General features: G+C 65.9%; 23 protein-coding genes. 9 read left to right on the forward strand and 14 right to left on the reverse strand.

Annotated features, from left to right (window positions below; translation table 11 throughout):
- Positions 1-7: 7 nt before the first annotated feature.
- Together NQJ30_RS19060 and NQJ30_RS12600 are read right to left on the reverse strand one after the other, a co-directional pair.
- The gene (locus NQJ30_RS19060) at positions 8-1,057 is read right to left on the reverse strand and encodes a 2-hydroxyacid dehydrogenase (RefSeq protein WP_255770269.1); all 1,050 of its coding nucleotides are present in this window, start codon (positions 1,055-1,057) and stop codon (positions 8-10) included.
- Positions 1,051-2,352: a glucarate dehydratase family protein gene (locus NQJ30_RS12600; protein WP_255770271.1), complete on the reverse strand. Its 1,302-nt coding sequence runs from the start codon at positions 2,350-2,352 to the stop codon at positions 1,051-1,053. Before NQJ30_RS12600 ends, NQJ30_RS19060 begins: the two co-directional genes overlap by 7 nt.
- Positions 2,353-2,471: 119 nt before the next feature.
- On the opposite strand from NQJ30_RS12600, the gene NQJ30_RS12605 reads away from it, so the two are divergent.
- The gene (locus tag NQJ30_RS12605) at positions 2,472-3,383 is read left to right on the forward strand and encodes a LysR family transcriptional regulator (RefSeq protein WP_255770272.1); all 912 of its coding nucleotides are present in this window, start codon (positions 2,472-2,474) and stop codon (positions 3,381-3,383) included.
- 47 nt (positions 3,384-3,430) lie between these two features.
- On the opposite strand, the gene NQJ30_RS12610 is transcribed toward NQJ30_RS12605, so the two are convergent.
- The 7 genes from NQJ30_RS12610 to NQJ30_RS12640 all read right to left on the reverse strand — a co-directional run bounded on the left by NQJ30_RS12610 (position 3,431) and on the right by NQJ30_RS12640 (position 11,317).
- Entirely contained in the window at positions 3,431-4,135 is a 705-nt protein-coding gene (locus NQJ30_RS12610) for a FadR/GntR family transcriptional regulator (protein ID WP_255770273.1), read from the reverse strand.
- Positions 4,136-4,145: 10 nt separating this feature from the next.
- The gene (locus tag NQJ30_RS12615; RefSeq protein WP_255770274.1) at positions 4,146-5,273 is read right to left on the reverse strand and encodes an L-talarate/galactarate dehydratase; all 1,128 of its coding nucleotides are present in this window, start codon (positions 5,271-5,273) and stop codon (positions 4,146-4,148) included.
- A gap of 77 nt (positions 5,274-5,350) precedes the next feature.
- On the reverse strand, positions 5,351-6,271 hold the full coding sequence (locus tag NQJ30_RS12620; protein ID WP_255770275.1) for an AEC family transporter: 921 nt from the start codon (positions 6,269-6,271) through the stop codon (positions 5,351-5,353).
- Positions 6,272-6,400: 129 nt separating this feature from the next.
- Positions 6,401-7,729 carry an enolase C-terminal domain-like protein gene (locus NQJ30_RS12625; protein WP_255770276.1) on the reverse strand — a complete coding sequence of 443 codons (1,329 nt, stop codon included), beginning with the start codon at positions 7,727-7,729 and terminating at the stop codon, positions 6,401-6,403.
- Positions 7,726-9,333: an aldehyde dehydrogenase (NADP(+)) gene (locus NQJ30_RS12630; protein ID WP_255770277.1), complete on the reverse strand. Its 1,608-nt coding sequence runs from the start codon at positions 9,331-9,333 to the stop codon at positions 7,726-7,728. The genes NQJ30_RS12625 and NQJ30_RS12630 overlap by 4 nt, the downstream gene beginning before the upstream one ends.
- A 26-nt stretch (positions 9,334-9,359) precedes the next feature.
- A complete protein-coding gene (kdgD, locus tag NQJ30_RS12635) occupies positions 9,360-10,274 on the reverse strand; it encodes a 5-dehydro-4-deoxyglucarate dehydratase (RefSeq protein ID WP_255770278.1) in 915 nt (304 codons plus the stop codon).
- A 155-nt stretch (positions 10,275-10,429) separates the two neighbouring features.
- Positions 10,430-11,317 carry a LysR family transcriptional regulator gene (locus tag NQJ30_RS12640; protein WP_255770279.1) on the reverse strand — a complete coding sequence of 296 codons (888 nt, stop codon included), beginning with the start codon at positions 11,315-11,317 and terminating at the stop codon, positions 10,430-10,432.
- A gap of 138 nt (positions 11,318-11,455) precedes the next feature.
- Between NQJ30_RS12640 and NQJ30_RS12645 the strand changes: the two genes are divergently transcribed.
- From NQJ30_RS12645 to NQJ30_RS12665, 5 genes are all read left to right on the forward strand, one after another.
- Complete coding sequence (locus NQJ30_RS12645; protein WP_255770280.1) at positions 11,456-12,457, forward strand: tripartite tricarboxylate transporter substrate binding protein; 1,002 nt, start codon at positions 11,456-11,458, stop codon at positions 12,455-12,457.
- 5 nt (positions 12,458-12,462) lie between these two features.
- The gene (locus tag NQJ30_RS12650; protein ID WP_374113258.1) at positions 12,463-13,035 is read left to right on the forward strand and encodes a tripartite tricarboxylate transporter TctB family protein; all 573 of its coding nucleotides are present in this window, start codon (positions 12,463-12,465) and stop codon (positions 13,033-13,035) included.
- Positions 13,036-13,044: 9 nt separating this feature from the next.
- Positions 13,045-14,577, forward strand: a complete 1,533-nt coding sequence (locus NQJ30_RS12655) for a tripartite tricarboxylate transporter permease (protein WP_255770281.1) — start codon at positions 13,045-13,047, stop codon at positions 14,575-14,577.
- Positions 14,574-14,978, forward strand: coding sequence for a universal stress protein (locus tag NQJ30_RS12660; RefSeq protein ID WP_255770282.1), 405 nt, complete (start codon positions 14,574-14,576; stop codon positions 14,976-14,978). Before NQJ30_RS12655 ends, NQJ30_RS12660 begins: the two co-directional genes overlap by 4 nt.
- A gap of 104 nt (positions 14,979-15,082) precedes the next feature.
- A complete protein-coding gene (locus NQJ30_RS12665) occupies positions 15,083-15,565 on the forward strand; it encodes a pyridoxamine 5'-phosphate oxidase family protein (protein WP_255770283.1) in 483 nt (160 codons plus the stop codon).
- A gap of 118 nt (positions 15,566-15,683) precedes the next feature.
- On the opposite strand, the gene NQJ30_RS12670 is transcribed toward NQJ30_RS12665, so the two are convergent.
- Entirely contained in the window at positions 15,684-16,286 is a 603-nt protein-coding gene (locus NQJ30_RS12670; protein WP_255770284.1) for a DUF6919 domain-containing protein, read from the reverse strand.
- Between the two features lie 53 nt (positions 16,287-16,339).
- Positions 16,340-16,930: a hypothetical protein gene (locus NQJ30_RS12675; RefSeq protein ID WP_255770285.1), complete on the reverse strand. Its 591-nt coding sequence runs from the start codon at positions 16,928-16,930 to the stop codon at positions 16,340-16,342.
- A 158-nt stretch (positions 16,931-17,088) separates the two neighbouring features.
- Here NQJ30_RS12675 and NQJ30_RS12680 point away from each other — a divergent pair, with 158 nt between their 5' ends.
- Complete coding sequence (locus tag NQJ30_RS12680) at positions 17,089-17,469, forward strand: VOC family protein (RefSeq protein WP_255770286.1); 381 nt, start codon at positions 17,089-17,091, stop codon at positions 17,467-17,469.
- 110 nt (positions 17,470-17,579) lie between these two features.
- Here NQJ30_RS12680 and NQJ30_RS12685 read toward each other — a convergent pair whose 3' ends face one another.
- Positions 17,580-17,984, reverse strand: a complete 405-nt coding sequence (locus tag NQJ30_RS12685) for a DUF5997 family protein (protein ID WP_255770287.1) — start codon at positions 17,982-17,984, stop codon at positions 17,580-17,582.
- Between the two features lie 37 nt (positions 17,985-18,021).
- Here NQJ30_RS12685 and NQJ30_RS12690 point away from each other — a divergent pair, with 37 nt between their 5' ends.
- Entirely contained in the window at positions 18,022-18,777 is a 756-nt protein-coding gene (locus tag NQJ30_RS12690) for a LysR substrate-binding domain-containing protein (RefSeq protein WP_374113259.1), read from the forward strand.
- A gap of 920 nt (positions 18,778-19,697) precedes the next feature.
- Here NQJ30_RS12690 and NQJ30_RS12695 read toward each other — a convergent pair.
- Complete coding sequence (locus NQJ30_RS12695) at positions 19,698-20,264, reverse strand: nuclear transport factor 2 family protein (protein WP_255770289.1); 567 nt, start codon at positions 20,262-20,264, stop codon at positions 19,698-19,700.
- Positions 20,265-20,613: 349 nt separating this feature from the next.
- On the opposite strand from NQJ30_RS12695, the gene NQJ30_RS12700 reads away from it, so the two are divergent.
- Positions 20,614-21,090 carry a hypothetical protein gene (locus tag NQJ30_RS12700; protein WP_255770290.1) on the forward strand — a complete coding sequence of 159 codons (477 nt, stop codon included), beginning with the start codon at positions 20,614-20,616 and terminating at the stop codon, positions 21,088-21,090.
- A gap of 250 nt (positions 21,091-21,340) precedes the next feature.
- Here the strand turns inward: NQJ30_RS12700 and NQJ30_RS12705 are convergent, their stop codons facing one another.
- Positions 21,341-22,531: an acyl-CoA dehydrogenase family protein gene (locus tag NQJ30_RS12705; RefSeq protein WP_255770291.1), complete on the reverse strand. Its 1,191-nt coding sequence runs from the start codon at positions 22,529-22,531 to the stop codon at positions 21,341-21,343.
- Positions 22,532-22,590 lie beyond the last annotated feature (59 nt).

Consider the following 22,590-nt stretch of genomic DNA (forward strand, 5'->3'; position numbering starts at 1 on the left):
CAGGCAGCTACTTTGCCGGGACCGGCCGGCGCACCACGTTCTGCAGTTCCCCGCCGCTGGCCAGCAGCGCGATATTGGCGGCGATGTCCGCAGCCCGGCGCTCGAACGTCATGCGGGCGTGGCCGGAGTGGTGCGGCGTCAGGACGGTGTTCGGCAGGGACCCGAAGGGCAGCTCGGCGGGCGGCACCACACCGTCCGCGGGCAGCCCCCACCAGACGTCCAGGCCGGCGCCGGCGATGTCCCCGCCCTTCAAAGCCGCGTACAGGGCAGCCTGGTCCACCACGGGTCCGCGTGCCACGTTAATAAGGAACGCCGAGGGCTTCATCGCGTCCAGTTCGGCCCGCCCGATCATCCCCTCCGTGCCGGCGTCCAGCGGCACTGTCACCACCACGACGTCGGACGCGGCCAGCAGTGCGTGGAGTTCGTCATGGCCGCCCACCCAGTCGGGGCTGACGCCGGGCGGAAGGGGCGCGGCGGGGTTGCGCCGGACAGCGCGGACCTTCATCCCGAGGCTGCCCGCCACCCGGGCCACTTCGGCGCCAATGGACCCCAGGCCCACCAGCCCCAGCGTCAGGTCGGCAAGGACGGGATGGAAGGGCACGCCGCCGTCCGTGGCGATGGTTTTCCATTGCCCGTTCCGGAGTGCCCGGTCGGAGGCAGCCACGTTGCGGGACAGCATCAGGGTGACCATCAGGACGTGTTCGGCGATGGGGCGCGCGTGGTGGAAGGTGTTCGCCACCGCGGCGGCGGGGGCCAGGTGCGGGAAGGAAATCTTGTCGTAGCCCGCGCCTGTGACGTGGACCAGCCGTGCCCGTTGGGCGGCCGCCGCTTCTGCGGCGTTAAGGGATGAGCAAACCACGACGTCGGCACCCGCCAGGGCGTCCAGCTTCCGTTCCGGAGTCCAGGCCGCCGCCATGTCCCACCGGTGCGCGCCGCCGTCGGACTTTAATAGGTCTTCAAACCTGCTGATGATGGGGTCTGTGACCACCACCCGAAGGGATTCCGTGCCGTCCGCGACGGCAGCACCGGTGCCCGCCGGGGAGCGGACCGCTACCACCGCGGGCTCTGCAGGACGTAGGAGGGGTGCAGCCGCTGCATGTAGCCGGTGTCGTCCCTGCTGGTGAGGCCGCAGTCCAGGTACTGGCGGTGCAGCCGCGCCAGGGCGTCGCGGTCCAGTTCGATGCCCAGTCCGGGGCCGGTGGGCACCTTCACCGCGCCGTCCTCGAAGGTGAACACGCCGCCGGCAATGACGTCCTCCGACGGGTCCTTCCAGGGCCAGTGGGTGTCGCAGGCGTAGTCGAGGTTGGGGGTGGCCGCCGCGAGGTGCACCATGGCGGCGAGGCTGATGCCCAGGTGGGAGTTCGAGTGCATGGACAGGCCCAGGCCGAACGTCTCGGTGATGCCGGCCAGGAACTGGGTCCGGCGGAGGCCGCCCCAGAAGTGGTGGTCCGAAAGAATGACGTCCACCGCGCCCGCCGCCACAGCGGGGGCCACATCCGCGAAGCTCACCACACACATGTTCGTGGCCAGAGGCATGCCCACTTCGCGACGGACGGCCGCCATGCCTTCAATCCCGGGCGTGGGGTCTTCCAAGTACTCGAGGACGCCGTCGAGCTCCTTCCCCACGCGGATTGACGTCTCTACGGTCCAGGCGCCGTTGGGATCGATGCGGAGCGGCAGGTCGGGGAATTCCGCCCGGAGGGCTTGGATTGCCGCGATTTCCTCTTCCGGCGGGAAGACTCCGGCCTTCAGTTTCAGCGCGCTAAAGCCGTACCGCGACACCATGGTCCGCGCCTGCGCCACAATCCCTGCCGGGTCCAGGGCGGCGCCCCAGGCATCGTCGTCCTGGCCGGGGTGCCGGGCCCACTTGTAGAAGAGATAGCCGCTGAACTGCACCGAGTCACGGACGGCACCGCCGAGGAGGTCGCTGACCGGCCGGCCCACCAGTTTGCCCTGGATGTCGAGGGCGGCGACGTCGAACGCGGACAGTACCCGGTCAGCCGTGCTGGAGCCGGTGACCATGCCGCTCATCCCGTGGCCGCCCTGGATGGTGTCCTCGTCCAGTGCCCGGGTGATGAGGTTGCGCATGGCGTTGATGTTGAAGACGTCGGTGCCGGGCAGGGCAGCCGCGGCGAGCCGGAGGCGGGCCAGGTGGCCGGCGTCCCCGTACGTTTCCCCGTAGCCCGAAACGCCGGCGTCGGTGTGGACCTCCACGATGGCGCGCAGGGCGAAGGGTTCATGGACGCCCACGGTGTTCAGCAGCGGCGGATCCTTGAACGCCACCGGCGTGATGGTGACACCGGTGACGGTGGCCTGGTTGATGTGCTGGGCGGGATCGAATGCGTGGTCCACTGCGCTGTGCTCCTCGGTGGGCGGGGGTTGATTTAGCGGCTCTGTTCACCGACCATAAGGGGGGTTATCAATCCAAGTCCAAGCCAATTTATGCACTCAACAATCCAGTAAGGGTATGGATGTTCACACTGCCCCAGTTAGAAGCCTTTGTGGCCGTGGCCGAGGAACTGCACTTCGGTGCCGCGGCCGAGCGCCTCAACATGACGCAGCCTCCGCTCAGCCGCCAGATCCAGATCCTGGAAAAGAAGCTGGGGACGCAGCTGTTCGGCCGCACCAGCCGGAAGGTGGAACTCACCGCTGCCGGGGCCACCCTGCTGCCGCGGGCGCGCCAGATCCTGGACATGTGCATCAAAACCGACCTCGATGTGCGGCGGGTGTCTTCGGGGGAGGCGGGCACCATTACGGTGGGCTACACGGCCATCGCCGGGCAGAGTGCACTGCCGCTGATGCTCCGCCGGGCGGCCGAGGGGATGCCGGGGGTGTCGTTCGTGCTCCGCGAGCTGGTATCCACGGACCAGATGGACGGCCTGGTGAAGGGAAGCGTGGACATCGGCCTGCTGCGGCCCATCGTGGCCCGGCCGGGGGTCACGTCCCGGTCCCTGATGAAGGACCGCCTGGTGGTGGCGCTGCCGGAGGGGAGCACAATGCTGGGGACCATGGGGGCACCGGCCGGCCAGCCCCTCCCGCTCGGGTCCCTGGACCGGCTTCCCCTGCTCATGTACTCCACCAAGGAGGCCCGGTACTTCCACGACCTGGTGCTGCGGCTGTTCGCCAGCGCAGGCGCGCACGCCAACATCACCCAGTACGCCAGCCAGGTCCCAGCCCTGCTGGCGTTCGTCCAGGCCGGCCTGGGCGTCACTCTGGTCCCTGCCTCGGCCATGGGCTTCGCGCCAGCGGGCGTTGAGTTCCGAGAGATCGACGGCCGGCACGGCATGCAGGAACTGAACCGGGTGGAACTGGAGCTGGCGTGGAATGAAGAGACGGCCAACCCGGCGGTCCTGCGGCTGCTGGAGCTGATCGACGTACCCTGATCCACGGCTGCTGGCCCTGGCCCGGCCCCGGGCCTGGCTTCCGGCGCTCAGGCGGGCGGCCGCACCGAAGCCTTGAACCGGCGTCGGGAGTTTGCCAGATGGCTCCGCATGGCGGCGGCAGCGGCTGCCTCGTCGCCGTCGGCGATCGCGGCGGCAATGGAACGGTGTTCGTGGACCACCTGGTCGAAGTGGTCCCGCGCGTAATGTTCGACGCCGGTCATCAGACGGGTGCGCGGCATCGCGATCATCGTCTGGCCCAAGGCAGCCACGCAGTCGGAGAAAAAGGGGTTGCCGGAGGCGGCGGCGATGGCGCGGTGGAATTCGAAGTCGGCCTTCATGGCATGGCCGGGGTGGTCCGCGCTGGCCGCGAACTGTTCCAGGGCCGAGTGCACAGCCCGGAGCTGGCGGTCGGAGTGGTTTCGGGCGGCCAGGGCGGCGGCTTCGGCCTCCACGCCCAACCGGAACTCCAGCAGGTGCAGGCGGTCCTCGACGCTGGCCACCGGGCGGCTGCCCGGAACCGGCTGGGGGCCGTCGTCGGGCGGGGTCAGCGCGAAGCTGCCCCGCCCGCGTTCGGTTTCCACGAGACCCTCGGCCTGGAGCCGCGTCAGCGCCGAGCGCACCACCGTGCGGCTGACGCCGAACTCGCCCATCAGGGCGTTCTCGCTGGGAAGCTTGTCGCCCGGCTGGATGGCGCCATCCACAATGCGGGTGCGGAGGTCGGCGGCGAGGTCCGCGGTCAGGTTCCGGGTCATGGAGTCAAGGTTACTGGCCGAACTCCACCGTCTCGGTGGTCCAGGCGCGTGCCTGGTCGCTGAGTGTCACGCCCAGGCCCGGGCGGTCCGGCACGATCATCCGGCCGTTCTTGGTTTCGAGGCGTTCGTTGAACAGCGGGTCCAGCCAGTCGAAGTGTTCCACCCAGGGCTCGCGCGGGTAGGCGGCGGCCAGGTGCAGGTGGATCTCCATGGCGAAGTGCGGGGCCAGGCCCAGGCCGCGTTCGTCTGCGAGGGAGGCCAGGCGCAGGAACTGGGTGATGCCGCCGACGCGCGGGGCGTCGGGCTGGATGATGTCGCAGCCGTTGGCGTTGATGAGGCCCTTGTGCTCGGCCACGGAGGCCAGCATTTCGCCGGTGGCGATGGGGGTGTCCAGGACCTGGGCGAGGTGGGCGTGGCCTTCGAAGTCGTAGGCGTCCAGGGGCTCTTCGATCCAGATGAGGTTGAACTCCTCGAGCTGGCGGCCCATGCGCAGGGCCGTGGCGCGGTCCCACTGCTGGTTGGCGTCCACCATCAGGGGAACGTCCCAGCCGATGTGTTCGCGGATGCCGGCCACGCGTCGGAGGTCCTCGGCCGTGTCCGGGAGACCCACCTTGATCTTGATGCCGCCGATGCCCTCCTCGAGCAGGATGGTGGCGCGGGCCTTGACCTCGTCGAGGGAGGCGTTGAGGAAGCCGCCGGAGGTGTTGTAGGTCTGGACCGAGTCGCGGTAGGCGCCGAGTAATTTGGCCAGGGACAGGCCGGCCCGCTTGGCCTTCAGGTCGTAGAGGGCAATGTCGATGGCGGCGAGGGCCTGGGTGGCGACGCCCGAACGGCCCACGGAGGCGCCGGCCCAGAGGAGCTTGGTGTAGATCTTGCCGATGTCGTTGGGGTCCTCGCCGATCAGGCCCTCGGCAACTTCCTTGGCGTGGGCATACTGGGCGGGTCCGCCGGCGCGCTTGGAGTAGCTGAAGCCAAGGCCGGTGTGGCCCAGTTCGGTGGTGATCTCGGCGAACAGGAACACCACTTCGGTCATGGGCTTCTGGCGGCCTGTGAAGACTTTGGCGTCGCTGATGGGGACGGCCAGCGGGAGGCGTGCGGTGGAAAGTTTGACGTGCCGGATGAAGTCAACGGTGCTCATGTGGGGGTCTCCTGGAAAAGTGGTGGGCAACATCGCCTGACACTTATTCTATAAGCTGACAACTTGTATTACAAGAGTTAGCCCACCAGCCACGCCACCACCATCAGCGCGCCCACGCTGAGCACGGTGGTGCACAGGATGACGTCCCGCGCCACCGTCATGCCGCGGCCGTAGGGCGACGCAAAGAGGAAGACGTTCTGCGCCGTTGGAAGCGCTGCCATGATCACGCTGGCCAGAAGATGCTGCCCTTCCAGCCCGAAGACAAACCGGCCCAGCACCCACACCACCAGCGGCATACCGACAATTTTGAGGAACGTTGCCACGAGGGTTTCCACCCGGCCGTCGCCCTTCTGCAGCGGCGCACGGCCAGCCAGGGACAAGCCAAAAGCCAGCAGGACCATGGGCACAGCCCCGCCAGCTAGCATGTCAACGGGCTTCTGGAGGAGATCGGGAGCGGTCCAGCCGGTCACGGCCACCAGCACGCCAAGCGCCGAGGCAATGATCATCGGGTTCGCGAACGGGGTGAAGAGCATCTTCTTCCACGAAACCTTGTCACCGGAAGCCATCCCCATCACCGTGAGGTAGAACGGCGCCATCACCAGGAGCTGAACCAGAAGCACGGGCGCCACGTGCTGCGCGGTGCCCACGGCATAGAGGGAAACGGGGATGCCGATGTTGTTCGCATTGGCGTAGCTGCTGGCCATGGCCCCAACAGCGGTCTCCGCCACAGGGCGTCGGAAGAAAAGGAGGCTGGCCAGGGCATACAAAAGCCCCACTACCGCTGCTGAAAGCAGCGCCAGCGGGGCATCGGTGCCCAGGGCGGCGCGGATATCGCTGCCAGCCACCACGGTGAAGAGCAGTGCCGGGTTGGTGACGTAGTAGGCCGTCCGGGTCAGGGCGCCCTGGACTTCAGGCCCGAGGATCTTCAACCGCGCAGCAAGGTAGCCCACAAAAATGACGGCGGAGACAATCAGGATTCCGGATACAACGCCGCCCACAAATGCGCCCTTCTATTCAAATGTTGGAGTTCCGCACGGCCGTCTCCCGTTGGGAGGAGGACCGGCCGTGCGGAAGTATCTTGATGCAGACGGGCCGTCAGCGCACCAGCTTCCTAGCGCACCAGGTCCTTAGCGAACCAGGCAGGGGCGCTTCGGATCGAAGGACCAGCCGTCGATGTAGTACTGCATGCCCACGCTATCGTCCCGGGCGTCGAGTCCGTGCTGCAGGTAGAGCGCGTGGGCCTTGTCCAGGGCGTCCCGGTCCAGCTCGATGCCCAGGCCCCGAGCGTCGGGAACGGCGATGGCCCCGTCCCTGATCTGCAGCGGGTTCTTCGTCAGGCCCTGGCCGTCCTGCCAGATCCAGTGCGTGTCCAGCGCGGTGATTTCGCCCGGTGCGGCGGCGCCCGTGTGCGTGAACATGGCCAGGGAGATGTCGAAGTGGTTGTTCGAGTGCGAGCCCCACGTCAAGCCGAATTCGTTGCACAGCTGTGCCACCCGGACGGAGCCGGACATGGTCCAGAAGTGCGGATCGGCCAGGGGGATGTCCACGGCGTTGCTGCGGATGGCGTGCGACATTTCCCGCCAGTCCGTGGCGATCATGTTGGTGGCCGTCTTCAGGCCGGTGGCGCGGCGGAACTCCGCCATCACCTCGCGGCCGGAAAATCGACCCTCGGCGCCGCAGGGATCCTCGGCGTACGCCACCACACCCTGCATCCGCTTGCCCAGCCGGATGGCTTCCTCCAGGAGCCAGCCGCCGTTCGGGTCAAGGGTGACCCGGGCATCGGGGAAGCGCTCGTGGAGCGCGGTGACCACATCCACTTCGTCGTCGCCGGACAGCACGCCGCCCTTGAGTTTAAAGTCGCTGAAGCCGTAACGTTCCTGCGCCGCTTCGGCCAGGGCCACAACAGTCTCGGGCGTCATGGCCTCCTGCCGGCGCAGCTTCTCCCACCGGTCCGACGGCGCGTCCTCCACCAGGTAGGGAAGATCCGTCCGGGCGTGGTTGCCAATGAAGAAGAGGTAGCCGAGCATGGGCACCGACGTGCGCTGCTGCCCGTCGCCGAGCAGCTCCGCAACGGGAACGCCAAGGAACTGGCCGTGCAGGTCCAGCAGGGCGGATTCGACGGCGGTGACCGCATGGACCGTGGTGCGAAGGTCGAACGTCTGCAGTCCGCGGCCGCCGGCGTCGCGGTCGGCGAACTCCGCCGCGACTTCGCGCAGCAGTGAGCGGTAGCGGGCCACCGGCTTCCCCGCGATCAGGGCGCCGGCTTCCTCAATGGTGGCCCTGATCTTCTCGCCGCCGGGCACCTCGCCGAGGCCGGTTCGGCCCGCGGAGTCGGTAATGATGACCACGTTGCGGGTGAAGAACGGACCGTGCGCGCCGCTGAGGTTCAGCAGCATGCTGTCATGGCCGGCTACCGGCACCACTTCAATACCGGCGATGGTGGGCTGGGCGCTCATGCGCTGACCTCGGCATCTGCAGGAACAACGGTGCCGTCAATCCGGCGGTTAAGCTGCCAGGGGTTGGCGTCCCGCAGTGAAGCCGGCAGCAGTTCCTGCGGCAGGTTCTGGTAGGCGACGGGCCGGAGGAAGCGGTTGATCGCGAGCGTGCCCACGGAGGTGGTGCGCGAATCCGACGTGGCGGGGAACGGGCCGCCGTGGACCATCGCGTGGCCCACTTCGACGCCGGTGGGCCAGCCGTTCACGATGATGCGCCCCACCTTCTGCTCGAGAGCGGGGATCAGGGGAGCCGCCGTCGCGTAGTCCGCCTCGGTGAGCTGCAGCGACGCGGTGAGCTGGCCCTCGAGCCGGCCGATGGCTTCGAGCAGTTCCCCGGTGGAGGCGTAGCGGATCACCAGCGATGCGGCGCCGAAGATCTCCTGATGGAGCACATGGTTGGTGACGAAGTCCCTGACCTGGGTGCCGAAGATGGTGGGCGCGGGGGCATTTTCGGTGGGGCCTGCGGTGCCCTGGCCCACCACGGTGACGCCCTCCGCGGAGCCCAGTGCTATTGCCCCGGCGTTCCAGGAGCCGGCGATGCCTTCCGTGAGCATGGTCTGTCCCGCGCAGGCGGCAACAGCGCGTCCGACGGCGGCAGCGAGTTTGTCTCCCAGCTCGCCTGCGGGGGCGAACAGGAGTCCGGGAGACGTGCAGAGCTGGCCGGAGCTGCCGGTGACAGCGGTGACGTAGGCGGCGGCGAGGGCGTCAATTTTCCCGCCGGCACCGCTCAGCGCACCTTCGAAGACAAACACCGGGTTCAGCGAGGACATTTCCGCGTAGACCGGGATGGGCTCGGGCCGGGCGGCGGCGGTGCGCATCAGGGCGATGCCGGCGGACTGGGAACCGGTGAAGCCGACGGCCTTGATGGCGGGGTCGGCCACGAGGGCCTGGCCGATGCTGGAGCCGGGGCCGTAGATCAGGGAGAACACGCCCGGGTGCAGGCCGTGGTCCTTGACGGCCTTGGCGATGGCCTGACCCACGAGTTCGCCGGTGCCCGGGTGGGCGTTGTGGGCCTTGAAGACCACCGGGCAGCCGGCGGCGAGGGCGGACGCGGTGTCTCCACCTGCCGTCGAGAATGCCAGCGGGAAGTTGCTCGCGCCGAACACGGCCACCGGACCGAGCGGGATCTGCCGCTGGCGGATGTCGGCCCGGGGCAGGGGCGCGCGGTCCGGGAGGGCGGGGTCGATGCGGACGCCGCGGAAGTCGCCCTGCCGGACCACCTCCGCGAAGAGGCGCAGCTGGCCGGTGGTGCGGGCGCGCTCACCGGTGAGGCGGGCGGCGGGCAGGCCGGTTTCCTGGCCGGCGCGGACGATCAGTTCCTCGCCGATGGCTTCGATGTTGTCCGCGATCGCGTCCAGGAACGCTGCGTGGGCTGCGGGGTCCAGCGTGCTGAAGGACGGGTAGGCTGCTGCGGCGGCGGAGGTCGCCGTCGTCAGCTGCTCTTCGGTGATCAGCGAGTACGCGGGCTGGAGCTGTTCGTTGCTGGCCGGGTTGAAGCCGAAGGCTGTTTTGCCGGCGCCGACGACGGTCTGGCCGGCGATCAGGGAATGTCCGGTGAGTGTCACAGTGGTTACTCCTTGGAGTGGGTGGATCAGGAGATGTTGTCGATGAGGGCTTTGAGGTCCGCCAGGTCCTGCGGCGCCAGGTTCTGCAGCGGGGGACGGACGCCGCCGACCGGGCGGCCGATGGCCTCCAGGCCGCCCTTGACGATGGACACAGAGTAGCCCTTCACGCGGTCGCGGATATCCAGGTAGGGGATCACGAACTCGTTCAGCTTCTTGTTGACGGCCACGCGGTCGTTGTTGCGGACGTCCTGGTAGAAGTCCAGGGCGAACTGCGGAACGAAGTTGTACATGGCGCTGGAATAGGTGCTCATGCCCAGCTGCAGCAGCGGGAGGGCGAACGTCTCAGCCGTGGGCAGGCCGCCGAGGTAGAACAGACGGTCGCCGAGCTTGGCGTAGACGCGCGCATCGTGTTCGAGGTCGCCCACGCCGTCCTTGAACCCGATGAGGTTTTCGTGCCGGTCGGCCAGGGTGGCCACGGTGGTGTCCTTGTAGATGGCGTTGGCGCGGTTGTAGATGATGACGCCGAGGGACGTTGAGGCGCAGATGGCGCTGACGTGGTCCACGAGGCCGGCCTGGTCGGCTTCGGTCAGGTAGGGCGGGAGCAGCAGGATACCGTCGGCGCCGGCTGCTTCGGCGGCCTTGGCGTTTTCGATGGCCTGGGCCGTGGAGCCGCCTGCGGAGGCGAGCACGGGGACGATGCTGCCGACTTCATCGACGGCGGCGCGGACTACGCGCTCGGACTCTGCAGGGGTGAGGGAGAATCCCTCGCCGGTGCCGCCTGCGGCAAAGAGGCCGGCCACCGGGAAGCTGGCCTGCCAGGCGAGGTGCTTGCGGTAGTTCTCTTCATCGAACTGCAGGTTGGCGTCGAAAGCCGTCACCGGGAAGGACAGCAGGCCTTCCTTGAGGGTGTCTGCCAGTTCCTGCGGGGTGTACTTTGCCACGATGTTGTCCTCTGTCTGAGCGCCGCGGTGTGAGTGGTGCGCGGCGGCTGGTTGTGGTTCCTGATCAGGGTAGGCAGAGGACACGATGCCTGTCTAAGTGTATTTGTGTATGGATTGATGCACGAATGGCATCGTGCAAAGGGTGCATGTTTTCTTCATTCGGTGCGGAACTCCAGATCCTGCAACAGGCGACGCAGCGCGGGGTTCGATGCTTGCCGGAGCCAGATGGCATGGAGCTCCACCGGCTGCTCGCTTTCCATCCCGGCCAGCGGCAGGTATTCCACACCTTTGACCGCCAGCAGGGTTGCCGAGCGCGGTACAAAGGCCACGCCGCGGCGCGCCGCCACCAACGAAACCATGGTGAGAATCTGGCTCACGGTGTGGATGACATTGCCGTGTTGGATGGGAAACATCCTGACCACCAGGTCATAGAAGTAGGTCGCCTTGGTGGGCGAGTGCATGATCAGGGGTTCGTCGGTGAGATCCGCGGGGCCGATGGGCCGGGAAAGCTCCCCGAGTCGATGGCCGGCCGGGACTGCCAGCATCAGGGATTCGTTGTACAGCAGGTGCGAATCGAAGACCTCCCGGTCGAAAGGGGGCCTGGCGAGGCCCAGATCCAGTTCGCCGGTGAGGAGCCCCTGGATCTGTTCGCCCGTGACAAGTTCCTGGAGGTCGACGTCCACCTCGGGGATGATTTCCGAGATCTCCTCCAGCAGCGGGCCCAGGATGCTGAAACCGCTGGCGGCGGTGAAGCCCACCCGCAGGTGGCCGGAGCGGCCCGTGGCGATCCGTCGGGCGGTGACGGGGGCGCGGTTGGCCAGGGCCATCAGGCGCCTTGCTTCCTCGAGAAAGGCTCCACCGGCCGGGGTGAGCTGAACCTTTCGGTTGTCGCGTTCCAGTAGTTCGGTGCCGATGATCTTTTCCAGTTTCTGGATCTGGCGGCTGAGGGGAGGCTGGGTCATGTTGAGGCGTTCAGCCGCCCGGCCGAAGTGCAGTTCCTCGGCGACGGCGATGAATCCGGCCAGTTGGTCAAAGGTAAACATGATGCCTTCCGGGTATCACCTGATGCTTATAAGGGCTTAGACATGCATCATAACGGCTCCCTACACTCGACTAGCGAGCCGGGGTGATTCGGTTCACACGCCCTCCGGGTCTGCCCCGGAATTCTACGAGGAGTCCCAATGACGCACTTCCCCGCCCGCCGCACCGTCCTCGGAGCGGCATCCGCCCTGACGCTGCTGGCTCTGACCGCCTGTGGAAACGTGGCCGGCGGCCCCGCTGATTCGTCCAAGTTCCCCACCGGTCCCGTCAACCTCACGGTAGGCCAGGCTGCCGGCGGCAGCACCGACCTGATCGCCCGTGCCCTGGCCGAAGGCGCCTCCAAGACCCTTGGCAAGCCGGTCCCCGTAGTGAACAAACCCGGTGCAAACGGCGCCCTCGCCACCAAGGAAGTTGCCGGCAAGCCTGCGGACGGCCAGGAGCTGGTCCTGCTGACAGCCTCCCTGATCACCATTACGCCGCTGGCGGTCTCGGCGGACGAAGCGGTCAACATCGACGACCTGGACATCATCGCCGGCCTCTCCCAGGACGACTACGTCCTCGTGGCCAGCCCCGGCTCGGGCTTCAAGAGCTTCAAGGACGTGACCGCCGCCGGCCGGAACATCACCTTCGGCACCACCGGAGTGGGCACCGGAAGCCAACTGGCTCAGAAAGTGCTGTTCAAGCAGGCCAACGTCACCGGCACCGACGTTCCGTTCGACAGCGGCAAGCCGGCCCTGACGGCGGCCCTGGGCAACCAGGTTGAACTCACCACCATCCAGCTTGGGGAAGCAATGCCGCAGATCACGGCGGGCAAGGTTGCCCCGCTGCTGGTGTTCTCCGAGGCGCGCAACACCTTCCTGCCGGACACCCCCACGGCCAAGGAAGCCGGCTACGACGTTCCGGTGGCGCAGTACCGGGCGGTCGCCGCGCCGAAGGGCACCCCGCAGGACGTGAAGGACAAGCTTCTCGCCTCATTCCAGGAGACGTTCAAGACGGACACCTACAAGGAATTCAACAAGAAGAACATGCTGACCCCCAAGGAGATCTCCGGTGAGGAAGTCGCCAAGGAATGGAAAGGCTACGCAGCCAAGTACAAGGAACTCGTGGCGAAGTACGACATCAGCCTGAGCGGAAATAAGTGATCCCAGTGAAAGAAACTCCCGCAGAGTCCGCCGTCACGGAGGACGCCCCGGCGAAGGACACCCCGGAGGCGGATTCGCCCGAGGTGGACGACCTGACGCCGGAACAGCTCGCCGCCCAATGGGAGGAGGAAAAGCCCCCGGCGGCAGGGGCTCTTGCCAACGCGGCCTCCTCCCTGGTGGTGCTCGGCGTGGGGATCGCCGCCGTCGTCCTTTCCGTCGCTATGGGCCTCGGCACCCCGGCCAGCCCGCAGCCCGGCCTCTGGCCGTTCCTCATCAGCTGCGTCATGGTGGCCCTGGGCCTCTTCCAACTGATCGCGGGCCGGCACAACCGGGACGCAGAGAAGTTCACCCGCATGTCCACGGCTCCGCTCACTGGACTGGTGACCCTCGTGGCCATGGTGGCACTCATGCCGCTCATCGGCTTCGAAATTCCTGCCCTGGTGCTGTGCATCATCTGGATGCGCTTCTTGGGCGGCGAAACCTGGCGCTCCACCCTCGTCGTCAGCGCAAGTGTGGTCATTGCCTTCTATGGCATCTTCGTCCTGGCGCTCGGCACATCAATTCCCCACCTCTTCTAGGAGAACCCCGTGGATTTTCTAAATCCCGTCATTAACGGATTTGTGGTGGTCCTGGAGCCGACCAACCTCCTGTACTGCCTGATCGGCGTTGTCATCGGTATGCTGATCGGTGTGCTGCCCGGACTGGGGCCCGCGGCAACCATCGCCATTTTGCTTCCGCTCACGTACAACGTTGAGCCCGTCACGGCCATCATCATGCTCGCCGGCATCTTCTACGGCGCCCAGTACGGCGGCACCATCACCTCGGTGCTGCTGCGGCTTCCCGGCGAAGCGTCCTCCGTGGTCACCGTCTTCGACGGCTACCAGATGGCCAAACAAGGCAAGGCCGGCACGGCGCTGGGCCTGGCGGCCATCGGTTCCTTCATCGGCGGCACGGCAGCCATCATCGGACTGACGTTCCTGGCCCCGATTGTGGCCGGCTTCGCCCTGGACTTCGGACCGCCCGAGTACACCGCCCTCGCATTGCTGGGCATCCTCCTCGTGGCCACTATCAGCAACGGATCCAAGGCCAAGGCGCTCATCGCCGCGGCCCTGGGCCTCCTGCTCGCCACTGTTGGCCGGGACATCTTCACCGGCGAAAGCCGCTTCACCTTCGGCAACCTGCAGCTGGCGGACGGCATCGACTTCGTGCCCATCGCGATGGGCCTCTTCGGCCTCGGTGAGATCCTCTACAACCTGGAGGAGCGGCACCGTGCCGCGAAGGCGCCGTCGAAAGTCACCAACGTCTGGCCGTCCCGGAACGACCTGAAGCAGGCGTCCGGCGCAATCGGCCGCGGTTCCGTGCTGGGCTTCTTCCTGGGGATCCTCCCGGGCGGCGGCGCAACCATCGCCTCGATGGCTTCCTACGCCATGGAGAAAAAGCGTGCCAAGCAGCCCGAACGCTTCGGCAAGGGTGCCCCCGAGGGAGTGGCTGGGCCGGAAACGGCAAACAATGCCGCGGCGACGTCGTCGTTCATCCCGCTGCTGACCCTCGGCATCCCCGCAAACGCCACCATGGCCCTGATGTTCGGTGCGCTGCTCATCCAGGGCGTGACCCCCGGCCCGCAGCTGGTGGAGCAGAACCCGGAGCTCTTCTGGGGCGTGGTGAACTCCATGTACATCGGCAACATCCTGCTGCTGATCATGAGCCTGCCGCTGGTCGGCATCTTCGTGAAGATCCTGCGCGTCCGGGCCGCCATCCTGGCACCCGTCACCGCGCTGATCACACTGCTGGGCGCGTACACCATCAACAACAGCATGTTCGACGTGACGCTGGTGGTGGTGTTCGGCATCGTGGGTTACCTCATGAAGAAGTTCGGCTTCGAGCCCGGGCCGCTGGTCCTGGCCTTCGTGCTGGGCGAGCTGCTGGAAAGCTCCATGCGGCGCTCCCTGCTGGTCTTCGGCGGGGACCCCACCGGTTTCTTCGGCCGCCCCATTTCGGCCACCCTGCTGGTGGTGTTTGTCCTGGTGGCCGTACTGCCGGTCATCCGCGGCACGCTCGCCAAGCGCAAGGCCCCGATGCAGGCCGTCCCGGCAGCCTCAGAAATCAAGGAGAAGGTATGAGCATCATCGTTGGATTCGTCCCCACCCCGGCGGGTGAAGCCGCCTTGGTGGCGGGCATCGCAGAGGCCACCCTCCGCAAGGAGGACCTGGTGATCGTCAATTCGGCCCGCGAAGGCGCCCTGGTGGACAAGTCCGTGGCGCCGTCGGACCTGCTGGCTGACGCAGCGCGCCGGGCGGAGGACGCCGGGGTCACGGCAACCGTGATGCAGCCGCCCTATCTGAACGACCTGGCCGACGAGTTCCTGGAAGTGGCCCGCGAGGTGGATGCGTCCCTTATTGTGATCGGGCTGCGGCACCGTTCGCAGGTGGGCAAGTTCATCCTCGGCAGCCACGCGCAGCGGATCCTGATGCAGGCCGACCGTCCCGTGCTCGCCGTCAAGGCCGGTAACTCCCACTTCTGAGGGGCATTTGCACCGAATTTTGCTGCCGCCGGGTAGATATGAAGCATGCTTACCAATAGGCTGGGGCGAGGGAACTTCCCTTTCGATCAGAACGAGGTGAGAGCATGACGGACACTGAGGGCATCAGCAAAGTTACGGACATCATCAACGATTCCCACATCGGGATGTTGACCACCATCAACGAAGAGGGTGCACTGGTCAGCCGCCCCCTTGCGGTCCAGGAGGTGAAGGAGGACGGCGATCTGTGGTTCTTCACCGGCCGGGGCACCTCGCAGGTGGCGCACGTCCAGGCCGACCCGCGGGTGAACGTTTCCTTCGGAAAGCGCACCGAGTGGGTGTCCGTTGCCGGCACCGCCGAGGTGGTGACCGACCGCGCCAAGATCCACGAAATGTGGAACCAGACCGTTGAGGCCTGGTACCCGGACGGCCCGGACACTCCCGAAGTATGCCTGCTCCGGGTCGACTCGGACTCCGCCGAATACTGGACCAGCCCCGGCGGCACCGCAGCCACGGTTCTGCAGTGGGTGAAGTCCAAAGTGACGAACAGCCGGATGAGTGTGGGCGAAAGCGGCACCGTAGAGCTGTAGGAACAAGCGCAAAGGCCGCCCTCGTCGGGGCGGCCTTTGCGCTGTCCCCCTGGCCCTACTGCCGCGCCGTTCTACCGCCGCGCCGCCCTACTGCCGCGCCTTCTACCGCCGCGCGGCCCTACTGCCGCGCGGTCAGCGTGGCGAGGACGGCCGGCAGCAGCACGTCATTCCGTCCCCAGAGCGGGTCCAGGATTTCCACGTACCAGGAGTCGGCAAGCAGCAGCGCCAGGGTCTCGTTGGTTTCGTCCGCCCAGTCCTGGATCTGCTCCTCGTCCACCGGATTCTCACTGGAGCCGAGGACGGTGACTACTTCGCCGCCGTCGAGCGTTACCGGGATGGCGGCGCTGCTGGCCTCTCCGGGGGCGTGCGCCACCGTCACCAGTTCGGTACGGGTGGAGAGTGCGAGCAGGTCGGCGGCGACGCCGGCATTGCAGAATGCGGTGACGTACTGGCGCTGGGCTGATTCATCGGTCTGCAGCCCGGGCTGGGATTCCTTGGTGAACAGCCCGTTCCGGTTGAGGGCGGCCAGCTCGACGGCGATCGGCTCGGTTTCGTCGTCATAGCGCACGGTGAAGGTGGCGGCCTGGTATTCGCTGTGGCCCTCCAGCCAGCGCGCCGTCAGTTCCCCTGCGGCTTCCAGGGTGGTTGCCTGCCGCCAGGCCCCCTTGTCCTCCAGGCGCCTGCCGAACTGGTCACGGATGTCCGCTTCTGTGGGTTCCATCCTCGGATGCTACGGCGCCCCGGAGCCGGACTCCAGTGGCAGCGACACAGCAGTTAACGTCCAGTCGGGATGCCTGCGGCCCTTTCCGCGGCGGTCAGGGCAAGGGCAAAGCGTTCGACGGCGGGAGCGTACCCGTGGTGCCGCTCGGCCCGCAGCTGCTCCGCCTCCCGCATGGCCTTGATCAGGGCCGAGGTTTCAGGAAGGCGGACATCGGTCATGGCGGGATAGTCGATGCAGCTGGCAGGGTCCAGTTCGTAGTGGCGCCAGCGTTCCAGCAACCTGTCATGCGTATCCTGCGCGGCGGTGTAGAGGGGACGTGCCCGCCGTTCTTGCCGGACCCGTGAGTGCCAGGCCGTGATCCGGGGGCTGCTCCGGTAGGCCGCCACACCCGCGCCGATGCCAAGCACGGCGAGGACCGCGCCGGTCCACGGCGCCGCGAGGGTGGGGATGAGGATTGCCGGGATGGCCACGGCGGATCCCATAAACACGTCCCAGAACACCGTATCGGGGGCACGTAGTTCGGGCGCCGGCGTCGAATGGTGGCGGACGGCCAGGACGGTGACGGCCACCGCGCACATCAGCACCGCGCCCCAGAACGCCAGCTGGAACGCTCCCACAAGGACGGATTCTGCAAATGCCGGCACCGCGGCACCTCCCCGTATCAGGCCCGGCCCAGGATTCCGGACTGCTCCTTCCATTGCATCCTGTACAGCGGCGGGGGTCAATGGGGAGGTGCCGGGGTCCCGGTACGTGTGCGGGCGGACGGTTCACGGCCCGGCTTCCGGCCGGGTACGTTGGAACCATGAGACTCAAAATGTGCAGCATCCACGTCAAGGACCCGGCCACCGCGCACACGTTTTACACCGAGACGCTCGGGTTTGAGACGCTGATGGCGATGCCCGAACACAACCTCTTCATCGTCAAGGATCCCGGCGCCGATGACAGTTCGGTGGGGCTGCTACTGGAGCCCAGTGACAACCCGATCGGCGCGGACTACATGAACGCAGTGCACGACGCCGGGATGCCGGCCATCGTCTTCGGTGTACCGGACGTGCAGGCCGAGTACCAGCGGCTGGTGGCTGCCGGTGTGACGTTCAAAGGCGAACCGTCGGAGAACCCGTACGGAATAACTGCCGTGTTCGAGGACGGCTGCGGCAACCTGGTGCAACTGCACCAGGACTGAGCTTTCTCCTGACACAACAGAAGCCTGTCCGCGGGTCCTGACTTTGTCGGTTCGGATCCGCGAACAAGCTTCGGATGTATGGCGGCCCGGCCGCGGCGGCTGGGCGCGGGTTACTCCGCCTTTGCGCGGGCTTTCTTTGCGTCCTTCTTGGCGGCCTCGTCCTTGACCCGCTGACCCTCGGCCCGGACGGCGGCGTGCGTGGCACGCTCGGTGACCAGCCACGCGGGGGGAGCCTGCAGCAGCGCGGTGATTTCCGCCGTCGTGAGCGCTTCTTCAACGCCGCCGCGGGCGAGGCCGCTGATGGAGACGTTCAGTTTCTGCGCAACCACCGGGCGGGGGTGCGGGCCGTTGCGGCGCAGTTCCGCGAGCCACTCGGGCGGGTTGGCCTGGAGTTCGGCGAAATCGGCGCGGCTGATGGTTGAATCCTGGAACTCCTGCGGTGTTGCGGGCAGGTAGATGCCGAGTTTCTTGGCAACGGTGGCCGGCTTCATGGACTGGGAGTTTGCAGAGGTCATGCTTCAAGGGTATCCGGGCGGGCGGTACTGTGAAGACGTGCCCGCTGACAATGAATCCCCGCCAAACGCCGCGTCCGCCGATAACAGCCCGTCCGAGCCGGAGGCGCCGCGGGTGCTGCGCTTCGCGTACGTGGCCGGCGTGACGCCGGGGAAGTGGATCCGCCGCTGGGAAGAGCGGGTGCTGGACATCCCTCTGGAGTCGTTTATGTCCGACGACGGTGCGCAGCTGTCCGTATTAAAGGACGGTTCCGCGGACCTCAGCTTCGTCCGGCTTCCGGTGGAGCGCGAAGGCCTCAGCGTGATTCCGCTGTACGAGGAGCAGCCCGTGGTGGTGGCGCCGAAGGGGCACGAGATTTCGGTGTTTGAGGAAGTGGCGCTGGCGGACCTCCCGGAAGAGACGTTCCTGGACGTCACCGAGCTGGGTGGACCGGAAATGGCCATGCAGGTGGTGGCGTCTGGCGCCGGATTGGTCATCCTGCCGATGTCCGTGGCCCGGCACTTCAACGTCAAGGACACGGTGGCCCGGCGGCTGACGGGTGCGCCCGTCACCGAGATTGCGTTGGCCTGGCCCAGCGATTCCACTGACGAGATCATCGAGGAGTTCATCGGGATTGTTCGCGGCCGGACGGCGGCAAGCTCCCGGCAGCCATCCGCCAAGCAGGAGAAACCCAAGAAGGCACCCAAACCGGACCGCCGCGGACCGGCCACCCCAAAGCCCAAAGTGGCCCAGCGGTATGCGCCCAACCCGGACAAGGGCCGCGGCAAGGGATCGCGGAAGAAGGGGAAGCGGTAGGGGCTGGGCGCTTGTCTTGTCTTGGGAGTACTACGGGGTGAAGTTCGCACTGGCCCGCTGTCCAGGCCGCGCTGAAGAGCCGCGCTGAAGAAGTGTCAGGTTGGGCTTTAGGGCTTTCATAAAGGTGTGTCCGGAATATGCAAAATGGACCCTATTCTGGCGGGCTATTGGCCGAGGGCTGACGTCAGGCTGGGGTGTGGTCCAACCTGAGTTGAGAGTATAGATTACCCGTCTCGTAGGAAGGCAGTCCCATCAGATCACGGGCGGAAGCCAAGGTGCGTCTACCTCCCGAGCGCCTGAGGAGCTCTCTTGCCGCCAATTCTCTAGCCTGCTGCGGTGATCATGTTTTCGGAGGCTCTTTGCAGGCAGGCGGCCAGAGAGGTTCAGTCCGGAGCGTGCTGCGGTCGGCAATGAGGTTCAGGTCTCTGAGTTGTTTCTTCGAAGATCCGGCATCTTCGGAGCCCTGATCGAGCCGCCGCGAGGCAAACAGTCAAGGCGTGCTCGACGAACACATGTGGCAGCACCGCTGCGTCAAGTCCATCGGTCCGAGCTGAGCCGTGAGTCCGACCACGCTCTGCGTCACGGCGGCGCATGTTGTTGCTTCCGGCAACAAAACCGTGAAAAGCAGCACTATCTTCGCGTACTGCACTCAAAACTGGACTGGACATGATGGTTGTGGTTGGGCCCCGGGGACTTTCTAAGTCTTTTCATCTCTCCAATTGCAACTCCTGAAAGTCCAGGTGTTGCAATGACCACTGGACACCAAACCCACGAAATGGCTCACTTTTCGACCAGTGCTGACAGTCGGGAAACTCGAGTAGCCGCGCTCCGAGTGCGATTAGACGAATCATTCGACCTAAGACATCGACAGAGATGCCCCGGCGGAGAGGGTGCACGATATGACGGTGGCAGCCAAATCGCTACAGTCGCTGGACTTCCGGACGGTTCGAATTTGATGCAAGCGTCTTGGCGCTCTCAAACCAGTCTTGGTAGACAGGATCCTGAGGATGGAACTGCCCCCAATATGAGGATTCGGGCGCCCTCATGATCGTCCACCCCGGGTCGAATTCGAACTTTTGATTCCAATCCCAGACGCAGACGCGTCGAAGGATCCTCCACTCGCCGTCACGCTTCTCGCATAGGTCCCGGTAGCGGCCACCCAAAAACATCGTGGGCGAGTTGTCTTTATATGTGGTGACCACCATGAACATGCTCTCGCGCTTGGCGCGGTTACCGTCGATTTCGCAGTAGACGTTGCCGATGTGGTGATTGCAACTGACAAGCACCTCACGTGATTTCATTGCCTCCTCACACCAACCATGGGCGGATCCCTCATAGCGGCCATGGGAGTCTGTTCCATCGGGCCAGTAGGTCGACTTCATCAAATCCAGGTCCATCCGGTCGATGCCGCGACAGTACTGCATCAGATTGTCGTGGAGTGCCTGCTTGTCGAGGAGCTCTTGGATCTGTGTTTGCGAAGCAGTCACACTGAAGTCCCTTCATAACATGTCAAGCCGGAGCCTGACTCAAGTAAAAGACGTGCATTCGAAGATCTGCATTACCGGTGAGTTAAGCATACGTTTTTCAAAAAGACAAGGCCGGTGGCAGGCACTTACTGCGCGAGCACATGCAGGCATCGCGACGCATGATTGCATATCCCTTCTTTGAATGTGACCCGTCGACTGGATCACCACGGACCGCGGCAAGGACTACCTCTCGGAGACTTTCGGGTCGGCCTGCTGGCACTTCGGGATCAGCGTCGTCCGGGCACCACCGCACTCCCCGACGTTCAAAGGACACGTCGAACGCGTCTTGGGAACGATCGACACCATGTGGATGCAGAAACAACCCGGCTATGTCGGCAACAGCGTGGCCAACTGCGGCGAAATCGACCTGGGCGAACTCCGCACGGTCCGCGAGCTACAGGAGTCTTTCGAGGAGTGGTGGGTCCGTGTCTACCAGAACCGGCCCCACCGTGAGCTGCGCGATCGCGACGTGCCCTCGAGGATGTTCACGCCCAACCAGATGCATGCCGTCTTGTTCGACGCCGGCGCCGGCATCCCGATCCCGCTCGATCAGGGGACCTACATCCCGCTGACGCCGGTGGGGATGCTCACGGAGTACCCGGTGGCCAGGAAAATGAGGTCGATCGTCTCGCGGGTGCCGTCGACGTACATCCTCGCCTTCCAGCCGATCGATGTCCGGCTTTACCCCAAGCCGTCCGTGGGTCAGATAGTGGGCGATCTGGTCGTTGGAGATGCGATGGTGGACCCGACAGGATCGGTGGGGATGGGCAGACCGAGCCGCTTGTAGTCTCCCAAAGCGTTGAGCACCCACTTAGCGCGGGCCACCGGATCACGGTGCACCGAGACGACCCTCTCGGGTGGCATTGCTGAACCATCGACGATGCCTTGCACCGGGTAGCCGAAGACTCGCTTGGGGAAGAACCAATACGCCATGCGCATCGACAAGGTCGCCGACCGTCCGGTCATCGCGGCGTCGCACACGATATCGACGCCGCTTGCCTACGCGGCGTGACAGAACCCAAAACTGCGAAAGTCCACTAGTCGGTTTTGAGTCCGAGCCAGCGGGCGATGTTCCACTTGAGCAGTTCGGTGCTGCCCTCGTAGACGCGCATGGCGCGGGCGTCGCGGTAGTAGCGTTCAACGCCGCCCTCGTGGGTCACGCCCATGCCACCGTGGAGCTGGATGGCGCGGTCGGCGACACGCGAGAGCATTTCGGTGGCGTAGAGCTTGACTGATGCGGTGAGGCGACGGGCGGTGTGGTCGTCGGACTCGGCACACTCCGCGGCACGGTCCATGAGTCCAAGGCCGGCCTCGATTTCGATGCTGGAGTCGACGATGAACTGCTGCACGTACTGGAACTTGCTGATAGGACGGCCGAAGGCTTCCCGCTCGCCTGCGTAATCGGTCATGCGGCTGAGCAGGTACTCGGCCTTGCCGATTGCGAGGGCGCCAATATTGAGGCGGGCGCGCCCGATGCCCGAGAGCATATAGGGGAGTGCCCGGCCGCGTTCGCCGATCATGGCCGAGGTCGGCACGCGCACGTCTTCGAAGACGAGGTCGACCGGGTGGTCTTCGCCCAGGGTGCCGTAGGTTCCGCCCACGCTGAGCCCGGGGGTCCCTGAGTCGACGATGAAGGCGCTGTGACGCTGTGAGGGAGCGGCATCGGGGTCGGTGACGGCGATGACCTGCACAAAGTCGGCGTGAGCACCGTGCGTGATGAAGCGTTTGGTGCCGCTGATGGTCCAGGTGTCTTGTTCGAGGGTTGCTTTGGTGCGCATGTTGCCTGCGTCCGAGCCCGAGTCGGGCTCGGTGAGGGCGAAGCACCCCTCGATTTCTGCCCGCATGAGGGGGGAGAGGTACTGCTCGCGCTGCGCATCATTGAAGGCGGCCATGGAGAGGTAGGGGCCTTCGACGTTGGGGAGTACGCCGCCGCGGTCGGCGAGGAGGAGGCCGCTGCGTCCGATGGCCCGGTAGGCGGCGGCGATGGTCGCGGCGTTGAGGCCGAATCCGCCGAGCTCGGCGGGCATGTGCGCGGAGTAATAGCCGAGTTCGGCGCTTTGGCGGCGGAGTGCGCGGCGCTCGCTGAGCTGTGCGGTCGGGTCGATGGTGCCGGTGGTGGAGAGTTCGGCGGCGTATCGGGTTTCGACGGGCCTGACTACGCGCTCGATGAAGGTGGTGAGTGCGTCGATGAAGTCGACGTTGATTTCTCGGTCGGCGTAGTGTGTCATGATTTCGCTCCCACTAAGGTTAACTTACGGACTAGTAAAACTAATGCTAGCGGATGCCG

Source organism: Pseudarthrobacter sulfonivorans, assembly GCF_024391045.1.
Taxonomy (GTDB): domain Bacteria; phylum Actinomycetota; class Actinomycetes; order Actinomycetales; family Micrococcaceae; genus Arthrobacter; species Arthrobacter sulfonivorans_B.